Annotated in this window: 9 protein-coding genes; 3 read left to right on the top strand and 6 right to left on the bottom strand. The window is 70.6% G+C overall.

The annotated features are described in order from the left end of the window. The 6 genes from ABZ783_RS28190 to cmdF form a co-directional block, all read right to left on the bottom strand. The coding region (locus ABZ783_RS28190) for an acyl-CoA dehydrogenase family protein (protein ID WP_357443316.1) at nt 1-239 on the bottom strand (239 nt) is incomplete at its 3' end. A gap of 143 nt (nt 240-382) precedes the next feature. After that, complete coding sequence (locus tag ABZ783_RS28185) at nt 383-1930, bottom strand: amino acid adenylation domain-containing protein (RefSeq protein ID WP_357443314.1); 1548 nt, start codon at nt 1928-1930, stop codon at nt 383-385. A 153-nt stretch (nt 1931-2083) separates the two neighbouring features. Beyond that, complete coding sequence (locus ABZ783_RS28180) at nt 2084-3643, bottom strand: 4-hydroxyphenylacetate 3-hydroxylase N-terminal domain-containing protein (protein WP_357443312.1); 1560 nt, start codon at nt 3641-3643, stop codon at nt 2084-2086. Between the two features lie 246 nt (nt 3644-3889). Beyond that, the gene (locus tag ABZ783_RS28175) at nt 3890-5332 is read right to left on the bottom strand and encodes a multicopper oxidase family protein (RefSeq protein ID WP_357443310.1); all 1443 of its coding nucleotides are present in this window, start codon (nt 5330-5332) and stop codon (nt 3890-3892) included. A gap of 131 nt (nt 5333-5463) precedes the next feature. After that, nucleotides 5464-7641 (bottom strand): molybdopterin oxidoreductase family protein, encoded by a 2178-nt coding sequence (locus ABZ783_RS28170; RefSeq protein ID WP_357443308.1) that lies wholly within the window; start codon nt 7639-7641, stop codon nt 5464-5466. Between the two features lie 54 nt (nt 7642-7695). After that, on the bottom strand, nt 7696-9315 hold the full coding sequence (gene cmdF, locus ABZ783_RS28165) for a tyrosine 2,3-aminomutase (protein WP_357443306.1): 1620 nt from the start codon (nt 9313-9315) through the stop codon (nt 7696-7698). Nucleotides 9316-9686: 371 nt separating this feature from the next. Between cmdF and ABZ783_RS28160 the strand changes: the two genes are divergently transcribed. The 3 genes from ABZ783_RS28160 to ABZ783_RS28150 all read left to right on the top strand — a co-directional run bounded on the left by ABZ783_RS28160 (nt 9687) and on the right by ABZ783_RS28150 (nt 12847). Beyond that, nucleotides 9687-10838 carry a DegT/DnrJ/EryC1/StrS family aminotransferase gene (locus ABZ783_RS28160; protein ID WP_357443304.1) on the top strand — a complete coding sequence of 384 codons (1152 nt, stop codon included), beginning with the start codon at nt 9687-9689 and terminating at the stop codon, nt 10836-10838. A gap of 93 nt (nt 10839-10931) precedes the next feature. Further along, nucleotides 10932-12227 carry an activator-dependent family glycosyltransferase gene (locus tag ABZ783_RS28155; RefSeq protein WP_357443302.1) on the top strand — a complete coding sequence of 432 codons (1296 nt, stop codon included), beginning with the start codon at nt 10932-10934 and terminating at the stop codon, nt 12225-12227. Between the two features lie 17 nt (nt 12228-12244). Continuing rightward, nucleotides 12245-12847, top strand: a complete 603-nt coding sequence (locus ABZ783_RS28150) for a dTDP-4-dehydrorhamnose 3,5-epimerase family protein (protein WP_357443300.1) — start codon at nt 12245-12247, stop codon at nt 12845-12847. Nucleotides 12848-13090 lie beyond the last annotated feature (243 nt).

The following is a 13090-nucleotide window of genomic DNA, read 5'->3' as shown; positions in this document are numbered from 1 at the left end:
CCGTCACCGCGGGCGAGCTCGGCCACCACCTCGGCGACGGTCCGCATGTCCGACTCGTAGCCCCCGTAGCGCTGGGGCACCCGCATGCGCAGCAGGCCCGAGCTGGAGAGCGCGGCGAGCGTCTCGTCGGTGAGTCGCCGCTGCTGCTCTGCCGCCAGCGCGTTGGCCCGCAGCAGCTTGCCGAGCTCGGCGGCGCGGCCCACCAGCTCGGTGCGCGACGGCGTGGTGACTGTCTCCATCGATCCTCCTCGAAACGAAGCAGCAGAGAACCCGCAACCCGGCCGGGCCACCGCTCTAGTGCAGGGGATGCTGGCCGATCAGACCGGCCTGCCCTCGACTCTGGCAGCCGAGCCGGTGCCGGCGCATCTTCCGGCATGCCCTCTCAGCCGCGGCCCCGCTGCGCCACCGGTTGGCCCAGCTCAGCCAGCCGGCGGCTGTCCACCTTGCCGGTCTCGTTGCGGGGCAGCGCATCCGGGACGACCCGGAAGGTCATCGGCAGCAGCACGCCGCCGAACCGCTGCCGCACGTGCGCGCGCCACTGCGCCGGAGCGGGCTCCGCGCGGGGCACGACGTACGCGACCAGCCCGGTGACGATGCCGTCGGCGCCGGACACCGGCAGCACAGCGCACTCGGCGACCGAGGCGTGCCCGAGCAGTGCGGCCTCCACCTCGGCCAACTCGATCCGGTGCCCCTGGATCTTCACCTGCTGGTCGCGGCGGCCGCGAAACTCCAGCAGCCCATCCGGACGGCGCAGGCCGAGGTCCCCGGTGCGGTACCAGGGCCCCGGGCCACGGCCCGGCACGCCCCGAAAAGCCGGATGGCCACGATCGCCGTCGCCGGAACGGCCGAGGTAGCCCGGGGTCACGTAGGCGCTGCGGACGACCAACTCGCCCACCGTGCCGGGCGGGCAGTCCCGGTCAAGCTCGTCGAGAACCAGCACCTCTCGGCCCGGAATCGGCCGTCCGATGGGGACCGGCCCCTGGCTGCTCCGCGGAATCCGGTGCCAGGTCGCCGCCACCGTCTCGGTCGGTCCGTAGAGATTGACCAGCTCCATCCCCGGGGCCGCCGCGTGCAGACCTTGGACCAGATCGTCCGGGACCGCCTCGCCCATCAGCAGCAACCGCCGCAGCGCCAGCCGCGCCCGTGCCCCGCCGAGGCTCTCCCGCAGCAGCTCACGGGCAAAGCTGGGCACGGTCTGCAGGACGTCGATCCGCTCCGCCGCCAGCCAGTCGAGCAGCCGACCGGGGTGCACGCGGACCGGCTCCGGCACCGGGCACAGCTGCGCCCCGGCCACCAGCGTCGCGAACGTCTCGCACAGCGCCGGGTCGTGCTCCGGGGCCACCCACTGCGCCACCCGCACGCCCGGGCCGAGCCCGAACTCACTGGCGAACCAGGTGCTGAACTGGGCCAGCGCGGCATGCGTCTGCGGCACCCCCTTGGGCTGCCCGGTGGAGCCGGACGTGTGCGCGATGTAGGCCCAGGCCTCCGGCGGGACGTCGTGCTCGGCCGGCTCGGCGTCCGGCAGGGCGGTCACGTCCAGCAGCGGGACGCCGGTGCGTTCGGCGTACCAGGCGGCGAGGTCGTCGTCGGTGCCTCCGGTCAGCACCGCCGCCGGGCGTACGCTGTCGAGGATCATGCGGCCGCGCTCGCCGCCCGCGCCGGTGCCGGACCAGACCAGATGAGCGCCGGCGCGCAGCACGCCGAGCAGCGCCGCGTAGCGGTCGGGGCCGGCGGGCACCCGTACGGCGACCGGCCAGCCGGCAAGGCCGGGCAGGGCGGCGGCGATCCGGGCGGCCCGCCGGTCGAGGTCTCGGGCGGTGACCGGGCCGGTGCTCCAGGACACGGCGGTGGCCTCCGGAGCAGCCTGGGCGCGGTCCCGGACGAGCAGATGCACCGCGGCGCCGGGCGGCACCGGGCTGGTGGCGGTCATGGCGGGGACACCTCCAGTTCCGGGGCGGGTTCTGGGAAAAGTCTGGTCGTGTGCGCCGGACGAGTCCTCTTCGCGCGTGCCGGCCTGGCGAAGAAAGCCGTTGAGCGTTGTCGGCCGGGAGCCGGCCAGGTCACGGCCGCGGCCAGCCCCGGATCAGCGTGGCCAGGCCGCCGCGCGGTCCGGGGACCACAGGTCCGGGACCGTCCAGCCGTCCAGGTCGTACTCGCCGAGGCACTGTTCGGCGAAGGCCTTGTAGGCGTCGATCTGCCCGGATGCGGTCTGGGCGTGCAGCAGCTCGACCCGGGTGTTCTCGTGGTTGCCGGCGTAGTTGCGTTCGTAGAGCTCGTGCCGCCCACCGAACTCGGTACCGGTGGCGTCCCACAGCAGCTTCATCACCTTGACCCGTTGCTCGGCGGTCGAGCCGTCCGAGCCGCGCAGAAACCGGTCGAGGTAGGGCCGGATGTCGGGATTGTGGAAGTCGTCGGCGCCGGAGTTCACGTAGATCAGCCCGCTGGCCACATCCTGTTGGATGATCTCCTTCACCCGCGGGTAGCCGATCTGCATGAACCACCGATAGGCCATGCCGTACTGCGGGTTGGGCAGCAACGCGCCGTTCTTCCAGGCCACCGGGTTGCGGGCGGCGGCGTCCGACAGGCCCCAGAAGAGGTTGCGCCAGGCGAGCACCTCGCCCACCCGGCTCTGCACCCCGCGGAAGTCCTTGGTGCCGGTCAGCTCGAGGGCCTTGACCAACAGTCCGGCGATGAATTCGAGCTTGACCGCCAGCCGGGTGCAGCCGTGGAAGGTGAAGCGCTCGGCGAAGCCGGACTGCCCGGCGAACATCTGCACCTTGCCGAGATCGCCGTAGACGAACACGTTCTCCCACGGCACCAGCACCTTGTCGAGGATCAGGATGGTGTCGTTCTCGTCCAGCCGCGACGACAGCGGATAGTCGAACGGGCTGCCCATCGCCGCGGCGGTCGCCCCGTAGGACGGCCGGCAGATCAGCTTCACCCCGCTGGCGCCCATCGGCACGGTCGCGATCAGCGCGAATTCCTTCTTACGGATGGGCAGGCCGAAGTGGGCGATGAAGTTGTAGTGGCTCAGCGCCGACCCGGTGGCCACCACCTTCGCCCCGCTGACGATCAGCCCGGCGTCGGTCTCCCGTTCCACCCGGATGTAGACGTCGGCGACCTGGTCCGGCGCCCGGTTACGATCGACCGGCGGATGCACGATGGCGTGGTTCCAGAAGAGCACCTTCTCCTGTGACTCGCGGTACCAGCGCTCGGCGTTGTCGCTGTACGGCGCGTAGAAGCCGGCGTTGGCCCCGAGCGTCCCCAGGAATGACGCCTTGTAGTCGGGGCTGCGACCCATCCAGCCGTAGCTCATCCGGGCCCAGGCCGCGATCGCCCGCTGGTCGGCGACCATGTCGTCGACGGTGCGCGGGGTCCGGTAGAACGGATGCGTGAACCCGCCCGAGCCGGTGTCGGTGGGCGCGGTCAGCACGTCGCGGTTCGCCGGGTCGTGCAGCGCGTCGTAGAGCCGGGCGGTCATCCGGACCGGATTGCGGAAGGCCGGGTGCGTGGTGACGTCCTTGACCCGCTCGCCGTAGAGGAAGATCTCCCGGTCGTCGCGCAGGCTCTCGACGTACTCGTCGCCGGTCAGCGGGCGGGTCACCTGATCTCGTCGCCGAGCCGCACCTGGGTGAACAGTCATGGCCTCAGCCTCACACCGCCGCCGACGGCGCCGCATCTCTGTCGATGCGCTCCGCGGCGGAGCGAATCCGCAACGACCCTTTACGCAATTGTGAAGGTAAGGGTCCTGCCCGTCCTGCTCGACGACGGCAGGCACGCCTCGACCGGCGGGCAGCCGGCCCGTCCGAGCACGCTGACCTGTGCGCGTGGGCGACCGCCTCCGGCTACCGGCGCACCGAGGAGCTTCCCGGGCCCGTCGCCGTGCGCCTCAGGGGACGATCTCCATCTGCGCCATCATGCCGATGCTGGAGTGCTCCAGGAAGTGGCAGTGGTAGGCGTAGCGGCCCAGATAGCCGTCGAAGGTGGCCTGCACCCGCACCGAGGTCCCGGCCGGGACGACCACCGTGTCCTTGTCGCCGGCGTCGTCCGGGGTCATCGGCGCGCCGGTGCGGCTCAGCACCCGGAACTGGGCCAGGTGCATGTGGAAGGTGTGCAGCAGGCCGAACTCGGTGTCGTCGTTGTGGATGGTCCAGATCTCGGTGCTGCCGCGCTTGATGGTGAAGTCGACGCGGTTCGGGTCGTACGCCTTGTCGTTGATCAGGCCGACCGGGTCCCCGGTGAAGTCGAACCTCATCCGCACGTCACGCTCGACGGTGGCCTGCGGCAGCATCGGCAGCGCACGCAACCGGGCCGGCACCCGGCTGGTGTCGGGAGCCGTCCACCCCACGTCGAAGCGCAGCACCGGGCCCTTGTCCGCGTCGCGCAGGATCACCGACGAGCCCGACGGCAGGCCGGTGAAGTCGATCACCACGTCCACCCGCTCCGCGGAGCCGAAGGTCACCGCGGGTCGCGCCACCGGCGCGGGCAGCAGGCCGCCGTCGGTGCCGATCTGCCAGAGCTTGCCCTTGTCGATGCTCAGCGTGTACATCCCCTCGTTGCTCGCGTTGAGCAGCCGGAAGCGGTACTTGCGCGCGCTGACCGGGAAGAACGGCGTCGGCTTGCCGTTGGCGAGTACCGTGGTGCGCTCGGCGGGGATGTCGTAGACCAACGCCCCGGTGTCGTCGAGCTTCACGTCCTTGAGCATGATCGGCACGTCGTGGTTGCCGGTCGGCAGCCGCAGTTGCTGCTCGGCCGGGTCATCGATCAGATAGAAGCCGTGCAGGCCGTAGTAGACGTGCTCGGCCTCCAGCCCGTGGGCGTGGTCGTGGTACCACAACGTCGTGCCACGCTGGCTGTTCGGGTAGTGGTAGACGCGCGCGGCGCCCGGCTGGATCAGGTCCATCGGGTGCCCGTCGTCGGCCGCCGCCACGTGTCCACCGTGGAGGTGCACGTTGGTGGGCACGTCGAGCGAGTTGCGGAAGGTCACCTTGACCGGGCGCCCGGTGCGGCCGCGGATCGTCGGACCCACGAGACCGCCGCCATAGGTGAGCACGTCGGTGGTCAGCCCGGGCACCACCTCGACCTGGGCCCGCCGGACCTCTACCTCGTACTCGTCGCAGGTCGTGCTCTGGCGCACCGGCGCGGCGATCGGCGGGATCGGCATCCGCACCTGGAACGGCGCGACGGTCAACGGCGCGACGCCGGCGCGGGCCGGCACCGGCCCGACGTGCTGGTGCGCGAACCGGCCGGCGGCGGTGGGGGCGGTGGCGGACGTTTCGTTCGCCACGGCGCGCTGGGCGACGAACAACCCTCCGGCCACCGTTCCCCCCATGAGCAGTAAGCCTCGTCGATTCACAGCACGGCTCCCATCAGCTGATGTCACCGGCACGCGCACGGCTCCGGCGGTGGACGGGCCGAGGTTATCGACGAGTGTCGTGCCGATCTTCTTTCAGGTTGCTCACCTCAATCCGCGACCGGCGCGACACTGACAGGTACGCCGTTGAAGACCGCGTTGCCCGACGGCACGTCCAGGGCTCCGCCACCGGTCAACTCGTTGACGTTGACCCCGGCGTGCGCGGCGGCCACCTGCTGCGCCGTGCCCCCGTGGCCCCAGCCGTGCGGCAGGCTCACCACGCCGGGCATGATCGTGTCGGTCGGCTCCAGCTCGACCTCCAGCTCACCGGAGGCGGAGCTGACGCGGGCCCGCTCACCGAGACCCAGTCGGGCCACGTCGTCGGGGTGGATCTGCAGGGTGCACCGGTTGCTGCCACCGACCAGCCGCGGCACGTTGTGCATCCAGCTGTTGTTGGAGCGCAGGTGGCGACGCCCGATCAGCACCATCGGCGCCCGCGGGCGGCGCAACGCGTCGCGGAGCCGGGCGGTGTCCTCCACCAGCGGCTCCGGGGCCAGTTCGACCAGGCCGGACGGGGTACGCAGGATGTCGGCCAGCCGCGGCTCGAGCGGGCCCAGGTCGATGCCGTGCGGCCGGTCCAGCAGGGCGTCCCGGTCGAGCCCGTACGGGCCCATCCTCAACATCGCGTCGAGCAACAGGTCCGGACCGTCGTCGCCCTTCAGGGCGGCCCGCAGGGCGGCCGGGTCGGCGCCGGTCAGCGGCGTACCGGGGATGGTGACCGCCGCGCCGAGGATCGCGCTGAGCATCTGCTCGGGCAGACCGGCCGGGTCGGCGTCGGCCCCCAGGCCCATGGCGATCATCGTGAGCCGTTCCAGGATCTCGGCCTCGGAACGCTGCCCGGGCGCCAGCGGCAGCACCGCCGGGGAGTAGCGGGCGTAGTTGCGCACCTGGATGGTCGAGATGAGGAAGTCGTAGTGGGGCATCTGCAGGATCCGCGGTGGCGGCAGGATCACGTTGGCGTGCCGGGTGGTCTCGTTGCAGTAGGGGTCCACAGCGACCATGAAGTCGAGCCCGGCCAGCGCCCGGTCGAGGCGAGCACCGTCCGGAGTGGACAGTACCGGGTTGCCCGCGACGACGACCAGACCCTTGATCTGGCCGGCGCCCGGTTGCTCGATCTCGTCCACCATGGTGGCGGCCGGGAACTCGCCCAGCGTCTCGGGCAGCCCGCGCACCCGGCTGTGCCAGCGCCCGGAGACGTACGGCTCGGGGCTCTTGTGCACCTCGGCCGTGGCGGGCCGGGCGAACATCACCCCACCCGCCCGGTCGAAGTTGCCGGTCAGCACGTTCAGCACGTCGACCAACCACTGCGCGAGCGTGCCGAACTCCGCGGTGCACGTACCGATCCGGGCGTAGACCGCCGCCGCCTCGGCGGCGGCCAACTGCCGGGCGAGCCGGCGGATCACCGCCGCGTCGACCCCGCAGAACGGGGCCACCGCCTCGGGAGTGAACGAGGCCGCCAGCTCCCGCAGCCGGTCCAGCCCGGCGACCGGCACGTCGATCGCGGTGAGTTGCTCCTGCAGCAGGGTGTGCACCATCGCGAACAACAGCGCCGGGTCGGTGCCGGGCCGGACGAAGACGTGCTCGTCGGCGAGTTCCGCCGTACGGGTGCGGCGGGGGTCGATGACGATGACCCGGCCGCCGCGACGGCGGAGCTTCGTGAGCCGGCCGGCGAAATCGGGTGCGACGCACAGCGACCCGTTGGACACGGCCGGGTTGGCACCGATGATCAACAGGTGCTCGGTCCGGTCGAGGTCGGGCACCGCCACCGCCCACGGGTCGCCCAGCATCAGACCGCCCGAGACGTGCTTGGGCATCTGGTCGACCGTGCTCGCGGAGAAGATGTTGCGGGTGCCCAGCGCCGCGCCCAGCGGTCCCCGGTAGAGGATTCCGGCCATCGTGTGGAAGGTCGGGTTGCCGAAGTAGAGCGCGAGCGCCTCGCGCCCGTGCTCGGCGACGACCCCGTCGATCCCCCGGGCCACGGCGGCGAAGGCCTCGTCCCAGCTGGCGGAACGCCAGGACGCTCCCTCGCGGATCAGCGGGCCGGTGAGCCGGTCCGGATCCTCGTCCAGGCGACCGAGGCTGGCCCCCTTCGGGCACAGATAGCCCCGCGAGAACGGGTCGTCGGCGTCGCCGGTGACCGAGGTGACCCGGTCGTCGTCGAGGGTCAGGCGCAGCGCGCACGAGGTCTCGCACAGCGGGCAGGTGCGGTACGCGGTGCGCTCGCCCATCACGGCTGCCCGATCGGCTGAACTGCCGAGAAGACGGTCATGGCGAGTTCCTCCCTAGTTGAGGCTGATGCCGGCGTCGCGCAGAGCGTCGAGCAGCGTGCCGCGTTCCAGCGCGGCGGCCATCAGCTCCAGGTCGTCGGCCATGTAGCGGTCGTCGTCGAGGCTGGGCACCAGCGAACGCACGGTGTCGTAGACGACGCGGGCACCCGGGCTGAGCCCGTCGAGACGCCCGGAGACGTCCACCGCCTGCGCGGCGGCGAGGAACTCCAGCGCGAGGATGATGTTGTTGTTGCGCAGCACCCGCCGCGCGTTGCGGGTGGCGATCAGACCCATGCTGACGACATCCTGGTTGTCGCCGTTGGAGGGCACGCTCTGGGTGCTGGCCGGGGCGATCGTCCGGTGCTCGGCGACCAGTGCGGTGGCCGGATACTGCGCGCCGGCGAAGCCGCTGTGCAGGCCCGGCTCACCCTTGATCAGGAACTCCGGCAGGCCGTAGCTCAGGTGCCGGTTCAGCAGCCGGTTGCTGCGCCGTTCGGAGAGCACCCCGAGCTGGGTGAGCGCGATCGTCAGGAAGTCCATCACGAAGGCAACCGGCTGGCCGTGGAAGTTCGCGCCGTGGAAGATCTCCCGGCCGGTGAAGAACAACGGGTTGTCGTTGGCGGAGTTGAGCTCGATCTCGAGCTTGAGCTGGGCGTGGCTGAGGGTGTCGCGGACCGCGCCGATCACCTGCGGGATCGCCCGCAGCGAGTAGGCCTTCTGCAGGTAGACGTCGGAGCGGTGCACCCCGGAGCCGTTGCCGTTGGCCTTCTCCTTGCTGGCGGCCACCTGCCGGCGCAGGTCGGCGTGCTCGACGGTCAGCCGGCTGCCGTGCATCAGCGCGCGCATGTTGGCGGCGCTGGCGATCTGCCCGGCGTGCGGACGGGCGATGTCGTGGCCCTCCGGCTGGAACGGGCTCATCGAGCCCTGCAGCGCCTCGATGACCAGCGCCGCGGCGATCTCGGCATGCCGGGCCTGGGCGAGGGCGTGCGAGGCCACCAGGGCGCCGACGCCGGTCATCGCCGAGGTGCCGTTGATCAGTGCCAGGCCCTCCTTGAAGCGCAGCCGCAGCGGCTCGATGCCCAGCGCGCGCAGCACCGGCCCGGTCGGCACCTTCTGGCCGTCGCGCAGCAGGTAGCCCTCGCCGATCAGCGAGCTGGCGATGTGGGCCAGCGGGGCAAGGTCACCGCTGGCTCCCAACGAGCCGATCTCGGGCACGGCCGGGGTGAGACCCTCGTTGAGATAGAGGGCGAGCCGCTCCAGGACCAGCGGGCGTACGGCCGAGTGGCCCTTGGCCAGTGCGTTCAGCCGGGCGGCGACCACCGCCCGGGACTCCGGCTCGGAGAACAGGGGGCCGACGCCGGCGCTGTGACTGCGTACCAGGTTGGTCTGCAGCTCGGTCTCCTTGGCCGTGTCGACGAGCATGTAGATCATCTCGCCGTAGCCGGTGGTCACCCCGTAGACCGGAATGTTCTGCCGTACGGTCTCCTCGAACTGCGCCCGGCTGGACGCGGCGCGTTCCAGCACCTGCGGGCCGAGCGCAACCCGCGCGTTGTCCTCGGCGATGCGGCGCACATCCGGCACGCCGAGCGTCTCGCCATCGACATCGACGCGGACACCGGTTCCGACCATGGTCATTTCCGCTCCCAGGTGGGTGTGACGAACAAAGGCCGCTGCCGTGCGGCTGGTTGCGAATCGATTCTCATCACCGCCGGACCGGCCGCTGCACCTTCGTGATTGCCCATCGCCGGAGGGCGCGGACGACCGCGCACGGCGGGAGACGACCAGCTGCGCGGGGCCATCGACATTGGACGCACGAGCGCGGATCCGGCCCCAGGTCGGCACTCGTGGAGATGCGACCGCCGACGGGGCCGCCCGACCATGAATTCCGACGTAGCGCCCAGTGCCGACCGGAAATGGCGAGGCTGATGCGGGGAGCATCCGAAAGCTCACGATCACCCATCGGCGCGGCCCGACAGCACTCCAGACCGCCTGTTGAGAGGACGCACATGATCCACATGTTTCAGCCGAGCGTCGGCGCCGAGGAGCTCGAGGCCGTCGGCAAGGTGTTCGACAGCAACTGGCTGGGATACGGGCAACAGACCAAGGCGTTCGAGAAGGACTTCGCCGAACACCTCGGGGTACCGCCTGAGACGCTGCTCTTCGTCAACTCCGCCACCTCCGGTCTGGGCCTCGCGATGGAACTGCTGAATCTCGGCCCCGGTGACGACGTCGTCCTGCCCGCGGTGAGTTTCGTGTCCAACGCCAGCACCGTCGCCGCCACCGGCGCCCGTCCCGTCTTCTGCGACGTCGACTCCCGCACCCTGAACCCTTCGGTCGCCGACATCGCGGCTGTCCTGACGCCGCAGACCAAGGCGGTGACGGTGTTGCACTACGGCGGCCTGCCGGGCGACGTCATCGCCATCGCCGCGCTGTGCCGGGAGCGCGGAATCACGTTGATCGAGGATGCCGCCTGCTCGGTGGCCTCGACCGTGAACGGCAGAGCCTGCGGGACCTTCGGCGACATCGGCATCTGGAGCTTCGACTCCCGCAAGATCATCACGACCGGGGACGGCGGCATGATCTACGTACGGGACGCCGAGCTGGCCCGCAGGGCCCACCGGCTCGCCTACCACGGCATGGAGGATCGCGGCGCCTTCGCCGCCGCCGCGAAAGAGCCACGCCGCTGGTGGGACCAGCAGATCCACGAGATCGGCCGGCGGCTGATCGGCAACGACGTCACCGCCGCCATGGGCCGCGTCCAGCTTCGCCGGCTGCCCGACTTCGTCAAGCGGCGCGGGGCCGTCATGGCCGAATATGACTGGTTGCTGGCTGACGCCACGGGCATCCAGCGCCCCCCGCGGCCGCCCGCCGGTCACGTCTCCACCAACTACTTCTACTGGGTGCAGCTGGACCCGGAGATCCGCGACGAGGTGGCCGAAGACCTGCTGCGGCGGGGCATCTACACCACGTTCCGCTATCCGCCGCTGCACCGGGTCCCGCTCTACGGTTCGGACGCCGACCTGCCGGGCACCGACGCAGCCGCGGCCAGCACCCTGCTGCTCCCCCTGCACCAGGCGCTCACCGACGCTGAGGTGCAGCGAGTGGCCCGCGAACTCCTCGCCGCCGTCGACGCGCGCACGCACCGGCGGGCCGCCTGAGCACGCCGTCCTGCCGCAGCCCGCTCGTGAACCGGGACGTCATGCCCGCGAGGCGGCGGCTTCGGACGCGCACTCGTTACCTAGGAGGCTCCCATGCGAATCCTCTTCCTTACCTGTGCGAGCAGGACCCATCTCTACGCGATGGCGCCGTTGGCCTGGGCGCTGCAGACGGCCGGACATCACGTACGGGTCGCCAGTCAACCCGACCCGTCGGGACTGACCGTCGAGGACGTCGCCCACACCGGCCTCACCGCCGTCTCCATCGGCGACGAGATCGATGTGAGTGCGATGATGGCCGATGCGGTGGCCGAGACGACCCCGCAGGCGGCGATCGACAGCCCGTACGAGCAGCAGCGCAAATCGGTGCAGGACGACTACGTCGCAGCGGATCCGCACCACGAACTCGACCTGCTGGCCCGCTACCATTTCACCGGCTTCAACCCGGACTCGGTGATCGACGGCGCGGTGCGTTTCGCGCGCACCTGGAAGCCGGATCTGGTGATCTGGGACGGAATGACCATGGCCTTCTCCGGTCCGGTGGCCGCACGGGCCAGCGGCGCCGCGCACGCCCGTCTCCTGATCAGTACGGATGCGCTGGTGCAACTGCGTACGGCAGCCCGGGAGAAGAACCCCGACCGCGACCCGATCCGGGATTCCCTGCAGCCGACACTCGACCGGTTCAGCCTCGACTTCGACGAGGAGATGGTGCTGGGCCAGTGGACCATCAACGCCATGCCGCCGTGGACCTGGCAACCGCCCGGCATGGACTACCTCACGATGCGCCCGATTCCGTTCAACGGCCCCTCGGTGGTGCCGGAGTGGCTGCAGGAGGAGCCTGAGCGCAGGCGAGTCTGCCTGACCCTCGGCCTGTCGTTCCGGGAGCTGAACGCCGGTGCGTCGATCACTGAACTGATCGAGGCGGTCGCCGGGCTGGACGCCGAGGTGGTGCTCACCCTCAGCAAGGAGCAGCTGGCGTCGCTGCCGAGCGTGCCGGAGAATGTTCGTCCGGTCCACTTCGTTCCGCTGACCGCGCTGCTCCCCACCTGTTCGGCCATCGTTCATCACGGCGGCCTCGGCACGTTCACCACGGCACTCGAACACGGGGTGCCGCAGCTCCTGGTGCCCGGGAAGTTCGGAAATGACAAGTTCTGGGGCCCGGTCGCAGTCGCCAACGGGCTGGAGGAGCAGGGCGCGGGCGCGTATGTGAGCGATCCGGGCCGGCTGACCGCGGAGGGACTGCGCGGCCACCTCCTGCGGGTGCTCAACGATCCGGCGTTCGCCAGGAACGCCGCCCGGCTGAGCGCGGAGGCCGCCGAGCTGCCCACACCGAATGACATCGTCCCCGACCTCGAAAAGCTGACCCTCGAACGTCGGGGGCACCGCCCTTGACGTCACATGGAGATGCGGTGCGGATACGCGAGCTTTCCGTCGAAGGTGCCGTCGAATTTACGCCCACGGCTCTGCACGACGACCGGGGCCTCTTCGTCTCCCCCTTTCAGGAGACGCCGTTTCGAAAGGCGACCGGCCGGCCGCTCTTCAACGTGGCGCAGACCAATCACAGCAGGTCCCGCCGGGGCGTGGTGCGCGGTGTGCATTTCACGGCGACCCCACCCGGCTGCGCCAAGTACGTGTACTGCGCCCAGGGCGCGGCGCTGGACATCGTCGTGGACATTCGGGTCGGCTCACCGACATTCGGCAGCTGGGACGCCATCCGGGTCGATCCCCAGAACTTTCGTTCGGTCTATTTCCCGGTCGGCGTCGGGCACGCGTTCATTGCGCTGGAGAACGACACGGTGATGTGCTACATGATCTCCGGGGAGTATGTTCCGGAGAACGAGCATGCGCTCCACCCACTGGACCCCGACCTCGACCTGCCGCTGCCGAAGGACATCCCGCTGATCATCTCCGAGCGGGACCAGGTGGCGGTGACTCTGGCCGAGGCCGAGCAGCAGGGACTGCTCCCGCGGTACGAGAGGTGCAGGGAAGCGGAGGCGACGTTGTGGCGCTGACGTCACCATTCGCGGGGTCGTGAAGCGGCGCTCGCCAACCGCCGGCCCGGCATTTCTCCGCGATTGCCAGGCACGCAATCCAGGAGATGACCACGCCCGCACTCGTGGCCAGAATTTAGTGCAGATCATCGGCTCGAATTGCCCCGCACGACGTCGTACCGACGCCGAGGACCGCCCGCCCGGACACCACGCGACGGGGCGTCGCCGCTCGACTCCGGCAGCTCGGAATTGAACTCGAATGGC

It is taken from the genome of Micromonospora sp. NPDC047738, assembly GCF_040642675.1.
Classification (GTDB): Bacteria; Actinomycetota; Actinomycetes; order Mycobacteriales; family Micromonosporaceae; genus Micromonospora.
Note: the sequence above shows the minus strand (reverse complement) of the source record. Positions and strands in the feature narration are given on the sequence as shown.